Annotated in this window: 16 protein-coding genes; 7 read left to right on the top strand and 9 right to left on the bottom strand. The window is 65.7% G+C overall.

The features are described from left to right. Nucleotides 1-58: 58 nt before the first annotated feature. Both NQJ30_RS15825 and mnmA read right to left on the bottom strand, forming a co-directional pair. Complete coding sequence (locus NQJ30_RS15825; RefSeq protein ID WP_255770990.1) at nucleotides 59-1693, bottom strand: ABC transporter substrate-binding protein; 1635 nt, start codon at nucleotides 1691-1693, stop codon at nucleotides 59-61. 188 nt (nucleotides 1694-1881) lie between these two features. Continuing rightward, a complete protein-coding gene (gene mnmA / locus NQJ30_RS15820) occupies nucleotides 1882-3012 on the bottom strand; it encodes a tRNA 2-thiouridine(34) synthase MnmA (protein ID WP_255770989.1) in 1131 nt (376 codons plus the stop codon). A gap of 208 nt (nucleotides 3013-3220) precedes the next feature. On the opposite strand from mnmA, the gene NQJ30_RS15815 reads away from it, so the two are divergent. Then, nucleotides 3221-4477, top strand: coding sequence for an NAD(P)/FAD-dependent oxidoreductase (locus NQJ30_RS15815; RefSeq protein WP_255770982.1), 1257 nt, complete (start codon nucleotides 3221-3223; stop codon nucleotides 4475-4477). Here NQJ30_RS15815 and NQJ30_RS15810 read toward each other — a convergent pair. Both NQJ30_RS15810 and NQJ30_RS15805 read right to left on the bottom strand, forming a co-directional pair. Next, a complete protein-coding gene (locus NQJ30_RS15810; RefSeq protein WP_255770981.1) occupies nucleotides 4453-5685 on the bottom strand; it encodes a cysteine desulfurase family protein in 1233 nt (410 codons plus the stop codon). The genes NQJ30_RS15815 and NQJ30_RS15810 overlap by 25 nt on opposite strands. A 33-nt stretch (nucleotides 5686-5718) precedes the next feature. Then, nucleotides 5719-6393, bottom strand: a complete 675-nt coding sequence (locus tag NQJ30_RS15805; RefSeq protein ID WP_255770980.1) for a helix-turn-helix transcriptional regulator — start codon at nucleotides 6391-6393, stop codon at nucleotides 5719-5721. Between the two features lie 90 nt (nucleotides 6394-6483). On the opposite strand from NQJ30_RS15805, the gene NQJ30_RS15800 reads away from it, so the two are divergent. Beyond that, a complete protein-coding gene (locus NQJ30_RS15800) occupies nucleotides 6484-6909 on the top strand; it encodes a DoxX family membrane protein (protein ID WP_255770979.1) in 426 nt (141 codons plus the stop codon). Nucleotides 6910-6921: 12 nt separating this feature from the next. Here NQJ30_RS15800 and NQJ30_RS15795 read toward each other — a convergent pair whose 3' ends face one another. Continuing rightward, nucleotides 6922-7563: a hypothetical protein gene (locus NQJ30_RS15795; RefSeq protein ID WP_255770975.1), complete on the bottom strand. Its 642-nt coding sequence runs from the start codon at nucleotides 7561-7563 to the stop codon at nucleotides 6922-6924. A 275-nt stretch (nucleotides 7564-7838) separates the two neighbouring features. Between NQJ30_RS15795 and NQJ30_RS15790 the strand changes: the two genes are divergently transcribed. The 4 genes from NQJ30_RS15790 (at nucleotide 7839) to NQJ30_RS15775 (ending at nucleotide 10967) form a co-directional block, all read left to right on the top strand. Continuing rightward, nucleotides 7839-8807 carry a J domain-containing protein gene (locus NQJ30_RS15790; protein WP_255770973.1) on the top strand — a complete coding sequence of 323 codons (969 nt, stop codon included), beginning with the start codon at nucleotides 7839-7841 and terminating at the stop codon, nucleotides 8805-8807. A gap of 9 nt (nucleotides 8808-8816) precedes the next feature. Beyond that, nucleotides 8817-9284, top strand: a complete 468-nt coding sequence (locus NQJ30_RS15785; RefSeq protein WP_255770970.1) for a tRNA (cytidine(34)-2'-O)-methyltransferase — start codon at nucleotides 8817-8819, stop codon at nucleotides 9282-9284. A 209-nt stretch (nucleotides 9285-9493) separates the two neighbouring features. After that, entirely contained in the window at nucleotides 9494-10102 is a 609-nt protein-coding gene (gene sigK / locus NQJ30_RS15780) for an ECF RNA polymerase sigma factor SigK (protein WP_255770969.1), read from the top strand. A gap of 1 nt (nucleotide 10103) precedes the next feature. Beyond that, nucleotides 10104-10967 carry an anti-sigma factor gene (locus tag NQJ30_RS15775; RefSeq protein ID WP_255770968.1) on the top strand — a complete coding sequence of 288 codons (864 nt, stop codon included), beginning with the start codon at nucleotides 10104-10106 and terminating at the stop codon, nucleotides 10965-10967. A gap of 84 nt (nucleotides 10968-11051) precedes the next feature. Here the strand turns inward: NQJ30_RS15775 and NQJ30_RS15770 are convergent, their stop codons facing one another. The 4 genes from NQJ30_RS15770 to NQJ30_RS15755 all read right to left on the bottom strand — a co-directional run bounded on the left by NQJ30_RS15770 (nucleotide 11052) and on the right by NQJ30_RS15755 (nucleotide 15417). Then, nucleotides 11052-11831, bottom strand: coding sequence for a PIG-L deacetylase family protein (locus NQJ30_RS15770; protein WP_255770967.1), 780 nt, complete (start codon nucleotides 11829-11831; stop codon nucleotides 11052-11054). 2 nt (nucleotides 11832-11833) lie between these two features. Next, entirely contained in the window at nucleotides 11834-12787 is a 954-nt protein-coding gene (locus tag NQJ30_RS15765; RefSeq protein ID WP_255770966.1) for an electron transfer flavoprotein subunit alpha/FixB family protein, read from the bottom strand. Between the two features lie 14 nt (nucleotides 12788-12801). Next, nucleotides 12802-13593: an electron transfer flavoprotein subunit beta/FixA family protein gene (locus tag NQJ30_RS15760; RefSeq protein ID WP_255771056.1), complete on the bottom strand. Its 792-nt coding sequence runs from the start codon at nucleotides 13591-13593 to the stop codon at nucleotides 12802-12804. A gap of 243 nt (nucleotides 13594-13836) precedes the next feature. Next, nucleotides 13837-15417, bottom strand: coding sequence for a S1C family serine protease (locus NQJ30_RS15755; protein ID WP_255770965.1), 1581 nt, complete (start codon nucleotides 15415-15417; stop codon nucleotides 13837-13839). A gap of 286 nt (nucleotides 15418-15703) precedes the next feature. Here NQJ30_RS15755 and NQJ30_RS15750 point away from each other — a divergent pair. Further along, nucleotides 15704-17590, top strand: a 1887-nt coding sequence (locus tag NQJ30_RS15750; protein ID WP_255770963.1) for a TPM domain-containing protein, incomplete at its 3' end; no start/stop codon positions are given.

The raw sequence follows: 17590 nt of genomic DNA, 5'->3' as shown, positions 1-17590 counted from the left end.
GGGCCGTCGAGCCCCACCTCCTGACGTTGGTTATGCGGTGTTACGGGAACCTGCTGTGCTACTTGGAAACCAGGCCGAGCCGGAACTTGAAGGAAGCGTCCAGGGTGGAATCCACGCCCTTGACGCCCTTGCCTGAAACAGCCACTTGGGCACCCTGCAGCAGTGGCAGCGTGGAGATGTCCTTGGCCAGCTGATTCTGGATGTCCTGGATGGTCTTCTCGCGCTCGGCTTTGTCAGTTGTCACGAGCTGCTTGGCGATCAGCGATTCGACCTCAGGGTTCGAATAGTGGTTGTTCATGAAGCCGCCGCCGACGAAGAACGGCGTCAAGTAGTTGTCCGCGTCGCTGAAGTCCGGGAACCAACCCAGCTGGAAGACCGGGTAGCTGTCCTTCTTGGACGCCGAGTTGTAAGTAACCCATTCGGTGGACTGCAGGTTGACGGTGAACAGCCCGCTCTTGTCCAACTGGTCCTTGACCGCGGCGTATTCGTCGCCGGATGACTTGCCGTAGTGGTCCGGGTTGTACTGCAGGTTGATGGTCACCGGGCCGGTGATACCGGCGTCGCTCATGGCCTTTTTGGCCTTGTCCAGGCTTGGCTTGCCGGAACCATCGCCGTAGGCCAGCTTGAAGGATTCATTCGCCCCGGCGAATCCGGACGGCACGTTTGACCACATGGGCAGGTACGTGCCCTTATACACCTGATCCGAGATGGCCTGCCGGTCAACGAGGTTGGCCACCGCCTGGCGGACTGCGAGCGCCTTCTTCGGATCCGCTTCGGGTGTCTTGGCGCCGAAGGGCATGGTGTCGAAGTTGAAGACGATGTACCGCATCTCGCCGCCGGGTCCGACGTTGACGGTGACGTTGGAGTCCTTCTTGAGGTCATCGATGTCCGTGGCGCTCAGGCTGCGGTTGGCGACATCGATCTGGCCACCCTTGATCTCAAGCTTCATGTTGGTCTGGTCGGTGTAGTACTTGATCGTTGCCCCGGCGTTGGCGGGCTTGCCCAGGAGTCCCTTGTAATCCGGCCACGCCGTCAGGCTGACCAGTGAATTCTTGTTGTACGAATCAATTGTGTACGGACCGTAGAAGGCCTTGGCTTTGACAATCTCCTCGTCGCTGAGGAGCTTGTCCGCGGGGAATACTTCATCGTCAACGATGGGCGCCGCGGGGCTGGTCAGAATCTGCGGGAACGTTTGGTCATTGGCGTTCTTGAGCGTGAAGACCACGGTGGTGGCGTCCGGAGTAGCGATGGAAGAAATATTGGAGAGCAGCGACGCCGGTCCGTTGGGATCGTTGATCTTGAGCTGGCGGTCAAAGGAGAACTTGACGTCCTTCGAATCAAGGTCGTGTCCGTTGGCCCACTTGAGGCCGCTCTTGAGCTTGACCGTGTACTCGGTTGGCTTGGTGAAGGAGGACGACTCGGCCAGATCCGGCACGGGCTCGGCCCCGCCGGGCTTGGAGTTCAAGAGGAACGAGTAAATCTGGTTCATCAACATAAATGAACCGTTGTCGTACGAACCGGCCGGGTCCAGAGCAGTGACCTTGTCCGTGGTGCCATAGGCAATAACACTGCTTGCGCTACCGGATTCCGTGGATGTTCCGCCGCCGGAGGGCCCCGTGCAGGCAGTCAAAGCGAAAGCGGAAACGCCTGCGAGCGCGATTGCGCTGCGCAAGGCTCTGGTGCTCTTGGTCATCTGTGAGCTTTCTGTTCGATGAGTGCGCGTCAGCCGCCCGCTAAGGGGTGTTTACTCGAGCGGGCAGCGCGCTGTCCTGATGCCTAGATTCAATCAGACGCCGGGCTCATCAACCGGCATTTTTGTGAGTTGAGACACAAAATTTACCTGCTTGGGAAGAACATTCTGCTCAGACCCATTCCAGCAGCCTAAAGTTCGGCGCGCTGCAGCGACCGGGCGGCGTCAATGGTGGCCTGGCCGAGCACGCGGGTGCCCTGGTACAGCACCACCGTCTGGCCGGGGGCCACTCCCCGCAACGGTTCAGTCAGGGTCACCAGCAGCTGCGGTGCGTCCTCACCGGCAACGGGCACCATGCGGGCCGTGGCCGGCACGGGGTCGCCGTGCGCGCGGACCTGCGCGTGGCACTTAAATTCGGCTCCCGTTTCGATTTCCGCGATGGGCAGGCCGGCCCACGAGACCTTGATGCCGCGGATCTCGTCAATGGCAAGGAGCGCCTGGGGCCCCACCACCACTTTGTTTTCCTTCGGCCGGATTTCCAGCACAAAGCGGGGCTTGCCGTCCGCTGCGGGCGTGCCCAGCTTCAGGCCGCGGCGCTGGCCCACAGTGAACGCGTTGGCGCCGGGGTGCTCGCCCACCTTGGTTCCGGTTTCGTCCACGATGTCGCCGCCGGTCATTTCGATCTTTTCGGCGAGCCAGCCGGCGGTGTCGCCGTCGGGGATGAAGCAGATGTCGTGGCTGTCCGGCTTGTTTGCCACCGAGAGCCCGCGGCGCTCGGCCTCTGCCCGCACCTCGGCCTTGGAGGGCGTCTCGGCCAGGGGGAACATGGAGTGCTTGAGCTGCTCATGGGTCAGCACGCCCAGGACGTAGCTTTGGTCTTTGGCCCAGTCCGCTGCGCGGTGAAGTTCGGGGTTCCCGTCCGCATCCGTGATGACCTTGGCGTAGTGACCGGTGCAGACGGCGTCGAAGCCGAGGGCGATGGCCTTCTCCAGCAGGGCGGCAAACTTGATCCGCTCGTTGCAGCGCATGCACGGGTTGGGGGTGCGGCCGGCTGCGTATTCGTCGATGAAGTCCTGGACAACGTCTTCCTTGAAGCGCTCCGAGAAGTCCCACACGTAATAGGGGATGCCCAGCACATCGCAGGCACGCCAGGCGTCGCGCGAGTCTTCGATGGTGCAGCAGCCGCGGCTGCCCGTCCGCAGGGTGCCGGGCATCCTGGACAGCGCAAGGTGGACGCCGACGACGTCGTGGCCGGCTTCAACGGCACGTGCTGCGGCTACGGCGGAGTCAACTCCGCCGCTCATGGCTGCTAAGACTCGCATGCTGGCTTTCTGTTGGGTTCAGGGGACCGCCGGCACCGGCAGCGCGCCGGCTGAATCGGACAGCGGCCGCGCAAATAACACAATGCCTGCCGCTCCATTGTATCGGCACGCCGAATCCTGCCCAAAAGGCCTTGACGGCCACGTCCCCCGCTTCTAACGTCAGGCCTAACAGTTTTAGAGGCGGCGCGGCAAAGGAAAGCGGGCGGACATGGCTGTTCAGGACATTGTCATAGCGGGTGGCGGCCTGGCGGGAGCCACCGCGGCCAAGACGCTGCGGGCCGAAGGTTTTACCGGGCGGGTGACCATCGTCGGCGCCGAACACCACCACCCTTACCTGCGCCCGCCGCTGTCCAAGGAGTATCTGCTCGGCACGGCCGCGGAGGACACCGTCCCGGTGGTGCCGTCCGGCTGGTACGCAGAGAACGACGTCGGCCTCCGCCTCGGCGCCCGGGTCACCGGTATCCGGAGCACGGAGCGGACCGTGCAGCTGGACGACGGATCGTCGCTGCCCTATGGGTCCCTGCTCCTGGCCACCGGAGCGCGGCCCCGGACCCTGCGGCTGCCCGGCAGTGACCTGGCCGGCGTCTCGACGTTCCGCACCCTCGATGACAGCAGGCGGCTGCGCGGCCACCTCGCTGCCGGCGGCAAGAACGTGGTGATGGTCGGCTCGGGCTGGATCGGAATGGAGTTGGCGGCCGCCGCGGCAACGTACGGCAACCACGTCACGTTGCTGGGGCTGGAGGATATTCCCCTGGCGGGCGCCATCGGCCCGGATCTCGGACAGTTTTTCCGGGGGTTGCACGAGGCGAACGGGGTCAGTTTCCGGCTTCCCGCCTCGGCGCGGGAGCTTTCGGGCGAAGGCGGAGCTGTCACGGGCGTCATCACGGACAGCGGCGAACGGCTCCGGGCAGATGTTGTCATTATCGCCGTGGGGGTGGTCCCTGACACGGAGCTTGCCGAAGCGGCAGGACTGGCACTGGACAACGGCATCCTCACGGACGCCTCGCTGCGGACCAGCGAACCAGGCATCTATGCGGCCGGCGACGTCGCGAACGCCCTGCACCCCTTCACCGGACAGCACCACCGTAGCGAGCACTGGTCAAACGCCCTGAACGGGGGCAAGGTGGCAGCCAAGGCGATGCTGGGCCAGGATGCCACGCACAGCGCCATCCCGTATTTCTACACGGACCAGTTCGACGTCAGCATGGAGTACTCAGGCTTCCCCACACTGGCTGCGGGTGCCGAACCGGTCATCAGGGGGTCGCTGGAGGACAAGGAGTTCATCGCCTTCTGGCTGCAGGACTCGCGGGTGGTGGCCGGCATGAGCGTCAACTGGCCGCGTAAGGTCCAGCCGGGAGCCCAGAAAACCATCAAGGCGCTGATCTCGGCCCGGACCCCCGTCAGCACCGAGCGTCTGGCCGACCACGGTGCCGGCCTCGATCAGCTCCTGCCGGACCCGGCCTGACGCGCCACGGTGCCTGCTGTCTGGATGGACGACTCATGCCCGGCCATCCCCGCCTGGCGGGCACGCTCATAAGCGCCGGGCAGGGCAGCCAGGAGAGCGTCCACATCCGCCTCCGTTGAGGCGTGGCCGAGGGTGAAGCGCTGGGCGCCCCGGGCGGTTTCCTCATCCAGGCCCATGGCCAGCAGCACATGGGATGGCCGCGGCACGCCGGCGGTGCAGGCGGAACCGGTGGACGATTCCACGCCGGCGAGGTCCAGCAGGAACAGCAGCGAATCCCCTTCGCAGCCGGGGAAAGTGAAGTGCGCGTTGCCGGGCAGTCGTCCCTCCCCCGGCGCTCCGCGCAGAACGGCCGAAGGCACGCGTTCGAGGACACCGGCGATCAGGCGGTCGCGAAGCGCGGCGATGCGGCCAGTCTCCGGTTCCAGGTGGGCCGTGGCAGCTTCCGCGGCCGCAGCAAACGCGGCGATGGAGGCCGTGTCCAGCGTCCCGGAACGCACATCGCGTTCCTGGCCCCCGCCGTGCTGTACCGGAGTCAGCTTGACGGCGCGCCCCAACAGCAGCGCCCCCACACCTACCGGGCCCCCGATCTTATGCCCGGAAACAGACATGGCATCGAGCCCCGAGGCCTTGAAGTCCACGGGCAGCGAACCGAATGCCTGGACAGCGTCCGAATGGACCGGGACACCTGCAGCGTGGGCCAGCTCCACTATCCGCGCCACAGGCTCGATGGTCCCTACCTCGTTGTTAGCCCACATCACCGTGACCAGGGCAATGGAGCCGGGATCGTGCGCCAACTCGGCGGCGAGGACCTCCAGGTCCACCACTCCCTCGCTATCCACCGGCAGCCAGGTGACTTGGGCGCCTTCATGGCGTTCCAGCCATTCCACCGTGTCCAGTACCGCGTGATGTTCGACGGCGGAGCACAGGATGCGCCGCCGCGCAGGGTCTTCGCCGGACCGGGACCAGAACAGGCCCTTGACCGCCAGATTGTCCGACTCAGTGCCGCCGGAGGTAAAGATGACCTCGGAGGGATGGGCGCCGGCCGCCGTCGCGATGGCTTCCCTCGCGTCCTCCACGGAGCGGCGGGCACGGCGGCCTGAGCCGTGCAGGGAGGACGGGTTGCCGGTGCGGGAAAGTTCCCGGGTGAGAGCTGCCAGGGCCTCCGCGGAAAGCGGGGTGGTGGCTGCATGATCGAGGTAGACGGGCACGGATCAATTCTAGCCGCGCCGCCGGTCAGGGAATCAGGGCGCGGGAATCCCCGGCGTGAGCCTGGCGCAGCACTGGCCCTGCACAGTGTTTGGCACGATGCGGTCCTCGGGCTCGCCGCAGGCCGCGGCGGCGCCCCGGAGGAAGGAGCCGTTCATGGCACAGACCACGTCCGGATGCCCGTCGGAGAGCCGATGGAACGGGCAGTTTGCCAACACCAGGCCACCCTCGCCGTCGGGTTGAGGGTCGTACCCCTCGGCCGCCATGAACTCCGTGAGGCTGCCGGCTCCGGCGGCAAGTTCCCGGCCCTTGAGGTAGGCGGTGGTGCGCAGTGAGTCGCCCACCGCGCCGCCGGTTGCCGCGGAATGCTCGATGGCAGCGGCGAGGAGTTCCCCGGCCAGGTCGTAGTTCCGGTCGGGCACCGAGGCGCTCACTTCATTCGCCGCGGGACGATACATCTTCGCGGGCCGGCCGGAACCCGGGCCGGTTTTGCCGGCCGCCTTGTGGAATTCCACCGCCAGCAGGCCATCCTGGACCAGCTTGTCCAGGTGGAAGGACGCCGTGCTTCGCGGCAGCCCGAGGGCATCCGCGGCCTCGTCGCGTCCGATGGCTTCGTCCCGGGACGCAACCAACTGGAAAAGCTGCCGGCGTTTGTCGTCACCGAGCGAGGCAAGTGCCGCGACGCGTCGGCCCCATGGAGGTCTGCGCACTAGAAACCCTTCATTCTAAAAACAACATCCATTGCTTAATCCCATCGCTCTTTCTAAAATTATGATACCTACTTTTAGAAGGAGAGCACCATGAAAACCAGGACAGAAACCATCACCGCAGGCCGCGCCCAAACGATGGCGCCGGACCGCCAGGCGTTCTTCCTGCTACGGACCGTGTTCACCGTGGCCCCGATCCTCTTTGGGTTGGACAAGTTCACCAACATCCTCACCGACTGGACCCACTACCTTGCACCAGTTGCCACCTCAGTGGTTCCGGTGACGCCGCAGACGTTTATGTACATCGTCGGCGTGGTGGAAATCATCGCCGGCATCCTGGTTGCGGTCCGCCCCAGGTTCGGGTCGCTGCTGGTGGCCGTCTGGCTGCTCGGCATCGTCGTCAATCTGCTCGTCCTGGGCGAATACTACGACGTGGCGCTGCGGGACTTCGGCCTGCTGGTTGGTGCGCTGGCGTTGAACCGGCTGGCACCCGTAGGGTCCTGGCGAAGGAACCGCTAAGTCGCGTCGCCGCTAGTTCGACGGCGGTACTACTATCAGCCGCGCTGCCACCTCGGCCTTGGCCGCAGCCAGGGTGGCAGCATCAGGGCAGGAAACCGAGACATACACCGACGACGCGGCAGCGCCGAAGACCCTCGCCATGACTGCCGTTGATTTCGAGCCGGCCTGGCCTGGTTCCTCGAGGACAAGCACTTCAACCACCGGACCCGGCTTGTCCGGTTCACCACCCCATCGCAGCGTTCCGGTCTTCAGATATGCGGGCAGGATGGTGGGGTCCAGGTAGGTGAACAGGCCGGCGGTTGATTCTTTGTCGTCAGCAAGGACCAGGGAGGACTGGTTGGCACGCACCTTGGCCGCCACCAGGCACCCGTCGGATTTCAGATACTGGCTCCCGCCAGCCACCTTGTCCTTCACCAGCGCCCAGCCCGGGGCGCTCTTGAGGCCGTCGGAGATCCCCACGGGAACGCCCCCGGCCAACGATGCGCCGGCCGAGAACGGCATGTCCTTGGCGGCCACCGCCGCGGCGTCATGGCCCGGCGTGATGGTGGGGGTGGCTAGTGCGGTAGCGGTCGGCGAAAATTTGGGGGCGGCCGGGTCCGGGACACCAACACTGCATCCTGCGAGCGCCCCGACGCCCAGGAGCGCGGCGGTCACAAGGCCAACTGCAGCCTGTGCCTTCACATCCACCCCAAACGTGTTCGCCGGACAGCCGTCATCCTCAAAAGTCTAAACGGCCTGCGGTTCCGTTCCGTACGCCCGTGCCGCTCCCTGTGCCGCTGCCGACCGGTAACCGATGCTGGCAGCTACCCGTGCTGCCGCCGGCGCCGGGAACCTCCGCCACCTACCAAGACGTTGTGTGGACAGACGGCTAAACTGGGCCAGCCGGGCTGCCTGTCGTGGGCTGGCCAGACGAACAGAAGGATGAGTGCTTGACCGAGAGCAGCAGCTCCTACTACGAGGTGCTCCGAGTCGCGGTGACAGCCACGGACAAGGAAATCAAGGTGGCCTACCGCCGCGCGGCGCGGACGGCCCATCCGGACCACGGCGGGGACGCAGCCGCGTTCCGCCGAGTGACGGCAGCCTACGAAACCCTGATGGACCCGAAGCGGCGGAAGGCCTACGACCGCTCCTACGCGGCGGGGACAGCCGGCACCACTGCCGCGGCATCCTCCGAGGCACACTTTGATGCGCCGGCCGCGGGAAGTCACGCTTCTGCCACCGTGCACAGGTCCGGCACGCCCCGCAACACCGCCGGCGACCCTGCGCTCTATGTGCCGCCCTATGATGCCGTGGCGTTCCAGGCAGCCGGGACCGTTCCCCTGATCCCCTTCAGCCAGGCCAGTCAGCAGGTTCACGGGATGCCGCGTAAACGCGGAATCTTCGGGGCGGAGGCCAGAATCCAGCGTGAGATGCGGACAGTGCAGCTCATCACCCGGCAGGTCCTCACTGCGATTCCGGCAGCCAGGCTGGTGAACGGGCTGCAGTCCCCCGCGGACAACAGCCATATAGACCACGCACTGTTGTCCGGCTACCGGCTGGCGCTCATCGGTTCCATGCTCCTGCCCAAGGGGGCCTACGCCTGGGACGGGCAAGCCCTCAGGCACGGCGGCCGCGCCATCGCCCCGCCCCAACTGGCCCACGTGGTGCGCGCCATGCAGGATATTTTTCCTGAATTGAACGTCACCGGCTGGGTGGTCGTCCACAGCCCCGACGGCAACCTCCACGAACCCGTCATCGACCGCCACCGGCGTACGGCAGGCGCCGGCGAAACGGTACAGGTGGTCAACGCTGCAGGCCTGGCCCGCGGCCTCAAACAATTCCTCTCCGCCGGCCCGGCGCCGAATACGGTCAACGTGCCCACTCTGGCCAGGCTGCTGCGCGGCATGCACACTGGCTAGGATTGGACAGTGTTCCGAATCCTCTTCCATTCTCCCGAAATCCCGGGCAATACCGGCAACGCCATCAGGCTGGCCGCCATCACCGGCGCCGAACTGCATCTGGTGGAACCCCTGGGCTTTGATTTCTCTGACGCCAAGCTCAGGCGGGCCGGCCTCGATTACCACGACCTCGCCGTCGTGACTGTCCACAAAACCCTCGAGGATGCCTGGCGGGAGCTGCAACCGGAACGCGTCTACGCATTCACCTCCGACGGCACGGCCAGCTATGCGGACATTACGTATCAGCCCGGCGACGTGCTGATGTTCGGCCAGGAATCCGTGGGCCTGCCCGAAAGCGTCAAGCATGACCCGCACGTCACCGCCACCGTCCGGCTTCCCATGCTGCCTGCGCTCCGTTCGCTGAACCTCGCCAACGCGGCTTCCATTGCGGTGTACGAGGCCTGGCGTCAACAGGGATTCGCCGGCGCCCAAATCTGACCGCCGCATTGGATCGCGGACAGGCCCATCCGTGATGCTGCCGGCACCGAATCCCTCCTGACAGCAATTCCGGGATGGAGAAGGAGCAGCGCGTGAGACTGTTACAGGCCCGGCCGCAGCCAGCTGCGCCAGCCGTCTCGTCTGCTGCCTGGTCCGGTCCCGGCGTCGATCCCCCGGATCCCGCGGTGGGAGACCTATGCTTGATAGTGATGGAAACTCCCAACGCGCCAAACTTCGAGTCCCCGGCCGCAGTCACAGACTCTCCGGCGGATCTAAGCCAGCGCCTGGGCGGCCTGCTCGCCCGGGTGGCCGTCGGAGACCAGGCGGCGTTCGCCGAGTTTTACCAGCTGACCTCGCGCCGGGTTTTTGGGATGGCGCGCCGGGTCCTTATCGATCCTGAGCTCAGCGAGGACACCACCCAGGAAGTCTTTCTCCAGGTCTGGCAGAATGCCGGGAAATTCAATCCCGACGCCGGCAGTCCGCTGTCCTGGCTGATGACCATTTCCCACCGCCGGGCGGTGGACAAGGTGCGTTCCACACAATCGGCCACCGACCGTGAAGCAAAGTACGGCGCCAGCAGCCAGGAGGTGGATCACGACTCCGTGTCCGCCGAAGTGGACAACAAACTGGAGGCTGAGGCGGTGGTCCGGTGCCTGGAAACGCTGACCGACACACAGCAGGAATCCGTACGGCTCGCCTATTACGGCGGCCTCACGTACCGGGAAGTCGCGGACAGGCTCAATGCGGCAGTTCCCACCATCAAGTCCCGCATCCGCGACGGACTGATCCGCTTGAAGACATGTTTGGGGGTGAGTTGAGATGACAGAAATGAATGGTCACGGTGGTGCCCGCCGGCCAGGGTCCTTCGGCCTGGAAATCGCTGCCGACCTGGACTCCGGGCTGGCCGTGGACCTGGCTGAGCTCTATGCCCTGGACGCTGTTACTGACAGCGAACGCACAGCCATCGACCGTTACATCGCCGCCGCCCCCGCAGAAGAGCGCAATTCCTTCCTGGAACGGGTTCGCCAGGCACGGGAAACCCTTGCCGTGTCGTTTACGGCACAGGAAGAACCTCCGGCAGATCTGTTCGAGCGCATCGTGGCGCAGCTTCCGTCGCTCGCTCAATTGCCCGGCGACGGACCTGCCGCACCCCCTGCCCTCCCGTCTGCGGCAGAGCCGCAACCGCAACCGACGGATGAACTTTCCGCGGCCAGGGCGAAGCGGGAAGCACGACGCCGGCCCGGCAGCACCCGCCGCTGGTTCGCCGCTGCGGCAGCCGCCGCGGTCATCGCGCTCGGTGGCGTCGCCGTCGGCAGTTACGTGGCCGACCAGAACGATCCGCTGAACCAGGTGGTCCGGGCCGGGGACGTCCGCGAGGCGTCAGTGCCCGTGGCCGCAGGTGGAACTGCGACTGTCCTCATCTCGTCCTCCAAGGATGCCTTGGTGATCAAGATGAAGGACGTTCCCCCGCCGCCGGCCGGGAAGGTCTATCAGATGTGGCTGATCCCCAAGGACGGCTCGGCACCGGTTTCCGAGGGCCTGATGGACAAAGAAGCGCTGTCCAAACCTGCCGTGGTGAAGGGAATTGCTGCGGCGGCATCCCTAGGCATCACGGTGGAACCTGTGGGCGGCTCTGCGGCCCCGACGACCCCAACAGTGGCAGCCGCACCGCTGGGCGCCTGACCGTCCAGTTTCCGCCCCGGGGGGTTTTGTCCAGATAATGCGTCCCAAACGGCGTATTGGCCGCATTATCTGGACAAAAACTCCTTAGAAGCCGGCGATGGTGTCCGGGCCGTTGACGGTAACAACGTGGAACGCTTCGGCGCTGCGGCCGTCGGCAAGGCCGGCACGGCGGGCGTTTGCCAGCAACCCTTGCCGGACCACTGCCTCCATGGCGGCAACATCGGGATGCTGGCTGACGTGCACGTGCAGGGCAGCGAGCTTGGTTGCCACGTGGTCCGTGACGTCCACAAAGTGGTTCTCCCGCTCGTCCGGCCCGGCATAGAGCCACAGCCACGGCAGTTTGTAGGCCTCGAGTCCGGCCTCGGCCAACTCGGGATAGGCGAACGGATTTTCCACCGCGGGATAGACGGCCCTGGTCACGGCCTCCCCCACCGCCAGGTGGTCCGGGTGGCTCTTCTGGAGGCGGTTCCAGTTCCGTTCCGGATGCATGGCAAGCACGACGTCGGGACGGACTTCCCGGATCAGCTTCACCACGCCCTTGATCACCTCATGCGTCGGTTCCAGATAACCGTCCCGCTCGTGCAGGTAATAAATATCGGAGACGCCCACCAGAGCAGCCGCCCGGCTTTGCTCGGCAGCCCGCAGGGCGATGATCTCTGCCCGGTGAGCCGGATCAAATCCGCCGGCGTCGCCGTCGGTCATGATGCAGTAGCTCACGTGGACGCCCGCAGCCGTCCAGGCGGCGATGGTGCCGGCGGCAGCGAAGTCGATATCGTCAGGGTGGGCGGCGAAACAGAGCACCCGCCCGACCCGGTGCGTGGCCGGGTCGAACGGGCTCTGTGCTTGGGCAGCTGGTTCGGCCACGGTCAGCCTTTACGCTTCTTGATCTCTTGCGCGGCCTGGGGCAGGACGTCGAAAAGGTCCCCGATGATGCCGAAGTCGGCGATCTCGAATATCGGTGACTCGGCGTCCTTGTTAATGGCCACGATGACCTTGGCCGTCTGCATCCCGGCCTTCTGCTGAATGGCACCGGAGATGCCTGCCGAGACGTACAGCTGCGGGGACACGGTCTTGCCGGTCTGGCCTACCTGCGCGTCATGGCTGATCCAGCCGGCATCGGTGGCCGCCCGGGAGGCACCCACGGCAGCACCCAGTGCGTCCGCAAGTTCTTCCACGGGGCCGAAGTCGCCGTCGACGCCGCGCCCGCCGGCAACAACAATCCGCGCGTCGGCGAGGTCCGGACGGCCGCTGGCCACCTTGTGTTCGCGGGAGGTGATGCGGGCGGCTGCTGAGCCGCCGTCGGCGGGCACCTCCACCGTGGAGGTCCCAGGAGCCGTGGCAGCCGGGGCAGGCTCGGGGGTGATGCTGTTGGCCTTCAACGTCAGCACGGAGACCGGCGTTGTGGCTTTGGCAGCCGTGGTGTAGGAGCCGGCAAGGACAGATTTGTGCGCTGTACCGTCGGCGTCGACCGCGACGACGTCGGTGATCACGCCGGCGTTGAGCCTGATGCCAAGCCTGGCCGCGATTTCCTTGCCTTCGGATGAGTTCTCCAGGAGCACGGTGCTGGCGCCCGCTGCCGTGGCGGCGGCCGCCAGGTAGGCCGCCTTGGGCGCCACGAGGTAGTCGTCCAGGTCTGCGGCGGAAGGCTGGAGGACCGACGTGACGCCGTATTCGGCGAACGCGGCCAGCACGGCAGGGCGCAGCTCACCGTTGACGGCGACGACGGTTTCACCCAGGTCACGCCCCACGGTCAGCAGTTCCAGGCTGCTCTTCTTCAGGGCATCTCCGGGGTTGTCAATGAATACAAGTACGTTTGCCATGTAGGTAATCCCTCTTAGAGCAGCTTCTGGGCGGCGAGGAAGTCGACGAGCTTGATGCCGGCGTCGCCTTCGTCGGTAATGATGGTGCCTGCCGTGCGTGGCGGGCGTTCCGCGGCGGTGGTCACAGTGGTCCAGGAGCCGGACCGGCCCACCTGGGCCGCGTCGACGCCGATGTCGGCCAGCGAGAGGGTGGTGATGCTCTTGCGCTTGGCGGCGATGATGCCCTTGAAGTTGGGGTAGCGCGGCTCGTTGATCTGGTCCGTCACCGAGACGACCGCAGGCAGCGGGGCTTCGACGGTCTCGGAGTAAGTGTCGGCGTCGCGGCGGGCGGTGAGCCGGCCGCCGTCGACGGTCAGCGAGGATGCGAAGGTCACCTGCGGAAGGCCGAGCCGTTCGGCCAGTTGCGCCGGCACCAGGGATGTTTCGCCGTCGGTCGAGGCCATACCGGTGAGGACAAGGTCCACCCCGCCGATGTGGCGGATGGCGGCCGCCAGCGCGAGCGAAGTAGCCGCGGCATCGGAACCCGCCAGGGCGCTGTCCGTCAGGTGCACACCTTCAGTGGCACCCATCTGAAGCGACTTCTTGACGGCATTGACCGCGCCCGCCGGGCCCATGCTCAGGGCAATGACCTGGTTGCCCGCCTTCGCGCCGCCGCGGGCCTCGGCAAGCTGCAGCGCCGCCTCGAGCGCATATTCATCCAGCTCCGAAAGAATGCTTTCGTCGCGGTCGGTGGTGTAGCCCTCCCCGTTGAGGTGACGGTCGAACTGGGCGTCCGGTACATGCTTGACCAGGACGATGATCTTCAATGTCTCTTCCACTGTGTTTACAGCAGCCTTCCATGCTTGTGGACAGCCAGCCGGGTGGGGTCATGGCCTCGGAACGCCCGGGGTACGGGTAGCTCCTAGCTAACCATATAGTCGTGTCCCGTTGCCGTCCCGTTAACGCCTGTGTCAGGGCCCCGGGGCGCGCCCGGTACAGGCGTTAACGGAACGGACGACGGCGGCAGTCACCGGGGTGACCGCAGCCGTCGTCGTTTTCCTGCTGCGTTCCTACTGGTCCGCTGCGGTGCCCAGCGTCACGTCGAGCGTCTGCTCCTGGCCGTTGCGCAGGACCGTGATCTTGACCGTGGATCCGCCGGCCTGTTCGCGGACGGCAGCCGTCAGCTGGTTAGGCTCGCTGACTGTCAGGTCGTTGAACTTGGTGATCACATCGCCCACCTTGATGCCGGCCTTGGCGGCCGCCGAATTTGCTTCGACGGTGGCCACGTCCGCTCCGACCGAGAAGCTGGACGAGGTGCCGGATGACTTGTCCCTGACACTGACGCCCAACTGGCCATGGGATGCCTTGCCGGTATTGATAATCTCCTGCGCCACCCGCTTTGCGTGGTTGATGGGGATGCTGAAGCCCACGCCGATGTTTCCGCTGGAGGACGAGGATGCGGAGTCGGAGCCGGCCGAGGCGATGGCCACGTTGACGCCGATGATTTCGCCCTTGGAGTTGACGAGGGCGCCGCCGGAGTTGCCGGGGTTGATGGCGGCATCAGTCTGGATCACGTTGATGGAGATGGATCCCTGGTTGGCTGTGCTCTGGCCCTGGCCGCCGCCCGGAGGCGCGAACTGGAAGCCCTGGTCGCCGCCCTGGGAGCTGTCGCCGTTCTTGGGGGCGGCCGAGGAAGCCACGCTGATGGTCCGGTTCAAAGTCGAGACGATGCCGTCCGTCACGGTGCCGGTGAGGCCCAGCGGGGAACCGATCGCAATGGCGGTGTCGCCGACGTTGAGCTTGCCCGAATCTCCGAGGGTTGCCGGGGTGAGCCCGGACGTGTCGTCCACCTTGATGACTGCAAGGTCAGACAGCGGGTCGGTGCCCACCAGGGTGGCTTTGAGGACCTTGCCTGTGCTCGTGCGGACCTCCAGCACGGCGTTGGCTGTCTGTCCGTCCAGGGTCACCACATGGGTGTTGGTCAGGATGTGGCCGCTGTCGTCAAGGACGATGCCCGAGCCCGTTCCGCCGGCGTTGCCGCTGGAGGCGCTGATGGTCACCACGCTGGGGGTGGCTTTCAGCGCGGCGGCCGTGATGGCGTTGACATCGTCCTTGTTGTTGACGATGACGGTCCCGGGCTGGCTGCCGGTGCTGCTGACTGCTGAGGCGGAACCATGGTTGAAAGCGCCCGAACCGACCGTGGCCACGCCGCCACCCACGAGGCCCGCGGCGAGGATGCTCGCCACCAGGGTTCCGACGCCGAATGAGGCCTTCCGGCGGGGCGTGTGCGCGGGGTTTGAACCGTTGTACTGGCCCGGGTTGTAGTGGCCTGTGTATCCGCCGGGCAGCGCTGAGTGCACGCCGGGCTGGCCCTGATGCTCCGGAGTTTGCTGGCCTTGGGGCTGCTGGTTGTGGGGCTGGCTGTAGGCTGGCTGACCGTAGAACGGCTCGCGGGGAGGATATACGGGACGTGGCGCACCGGGCAGTTGCTGGGTGGGGTTGTCGGGCGCCGCGGAGTGGTCCAGCTGCTCGGTCGGATTGGAGTGACCGCCAGCGTCGCTGCGGGCCTCCGCAGGGGGCTGGGCCGGATTCCGGTAACCGTCCGGTTGCCGGTTGTCAGGCGCTGCACCCGGGGTTGGGTTCTCAGTCATTGGACTTCCTTTCATCCTCGTCTGCATTAACTATGTACCGTCTGACTGGAACTGGGGCGAACGTTGGCTGGGAGGTTCCTGAAAGCACTATTTAATCCCCGATCCGGGCGCTGCAGGGGTTTCGCTGGTGGCATATTCGCTCCGGTGGACGCACCCAAAGGTGCACCATAGAATCAAAAGGAATTGCCACAGCGACCTGCGGCTTTACACCACGCGTGGGGGCGCTGCTGCATTCTGAGACGTTGATTCGTCCCGAATCGGTGTCAGGCGTGCTGAAGGGTTGCACATGCGGTCAAAGTTCAAACGTTTCCTCGCCGTGGTCGGCCTGACCGGGCTGCTCGCGGTTCCCGCCGGCGCGGCCTGGGCCGAGGACCCGGTGGCCATCCCGTCAGGCACGAACATTGTGGATAACGCCAATGTACTCGGCAGCCGCAAGGCCGAAGTCCAGGACGCCATTTCCAAGCTCCTGAAGGACGAGAAATACAACCTCTACGTGGTGACCGTGAACACGTTCACCAACCCAACGGTCCCCAACGACTGGGCCGCGGCCGTTGCGAAGAACAAAGGCATGGGGCGGTCCGATGCCATCCTGGCGATCGCCAAGGATGACGGCAAGTTCAGCTTTGTCCTGAACTCTGCAAGTCCCATTAAGTCCAAGCAGGGCGCCATCAGCCAGAACGCCGTCACGGCGAACCTCGCCGGCGGCAAGAAAGACTTCGCCCAGGCGGCCATCGACACAGCGGCTGCCATTGGTGATGCAGCGGGCGGTGGCAGCGGCAACGTTCCATCCAGCAGCGGCGCCGGAGCAGGCGTCCTGGTAGGGGCTGGCGTGGTTGTAGCCGGCGGCGCCGGCGCGTACCTCTACTTCCGCAACAGGCGCAAGAAGGCCGGGCAGGCATCCAGCGCCAGCTACGGACCCCAGGGTGCCCAACTCGATCCCCTGGCAACGCTCAGCATCGCGGAACTCCGTCGCAAGAGCGGCTCCCTCATCATCGAGGCCGATGACGCCATCAAGTCCAGCGAGCAGGAGCTCGGGTTCGCCCAGGCCCAGTACGGGGACGCCGCCGTAGGCAACTTCACCAAAGCCCTGGCCGAAGCCAAGGCCCATATGACTGAGTCCTTCAAGCTCCAGCAGCAGCTGGACGATCACATCCCGGACACCGAGGAACAGCAGCGGAGCTGGTACGGCGAGATCATCCGCCGCTCAGAAGCAGCGCTGGCCTCGCTCCAGGAACAAAAAGCTGACTTCGATTCGCTCCGCGAGCTCGAGAAGAACGCGCCGCAGGCACTCGCTGCCGTAAGCGCGGGCGCCCGGGAAGCAGACGCCAAGATCGCCAGCGCGGAACAGTCGCTGACGGCCCTGCGCGCGAAGTACGCCGACAGCGCCCTGGTGCAGGTCGCCGACAACATCACGCAGGCCAAGGAACGCCTCGCCTTCGTACAGAATGCCACCGCCACGGCGCAGGAGAAGCTCACGGCCGGTGAAGGCAGCCTGGCCGCCGTCGCTGTGCGCGCATCCGAAGAAAGCCTGCACCAGACCAACGTCCTGCTGGACGCCATTGCCAAGGTTTCGGCCAGCCTGGATGAAGCCCGCAACGGCCTCGAAGCAGCGGTTGTTGAGACTTCCCAGGACCTTGCCCAGGCGAAGGCCATGATCCAGTCCGGTGAGCACCCGGAGCTGGCCGGGCCCGTGGCGGGCGTCGAAGCTGCCCTGGGCCAGGTGAAGGCGGAAATCCAGGGCGGGAAGATCGATCCCATCGCCACCCTGCAGCGCGTTGAAACGGCGCATCAGGCCCTGGACCAGTCCCTTACCGGCATCCGGAACCAGCAGGACCAGGCCCGCCGTGCACAGGCCTCGCTGCAGCAGACCATCATGTCGGCGCAGGCGCAGATCAGTGCCACGTCCGATTACATCACTGCCCGGCGCGGTGGCGTAGGCACGGAAGCCCGTACCCGGCTTGCCGAATCCCAGCGCAACCTTGACTACGCGCTCTCCATCTCGCGCAACGATCCCGTCACCGCTCTCACGTACGCCCAGCAGGCGCACGCCCTCGCGGCCCAGGCAGCGCAACTGGCGCAGGCCGACGTCGACAACTTTGGCGGCTATGCCAACCAGGGCTTTGGCGGCGGAATGTTCGGCGGGCGCGGCGGAGGAGGCGGCGGCCTCGGCGGC

This window comes from Pseudarthrobacter sulfonivorans (assembly GCF_024391045.1).
GTDB lineage: Bacteria > Actinomycetota > Actinomycetes > Actinomycetales > Micrococcaceae > Arthrobacter > Arthrobacter sulfonivorans_B.
This window is presented reverse-complemented; position numbering and strand designations above follow the sequence as displayed.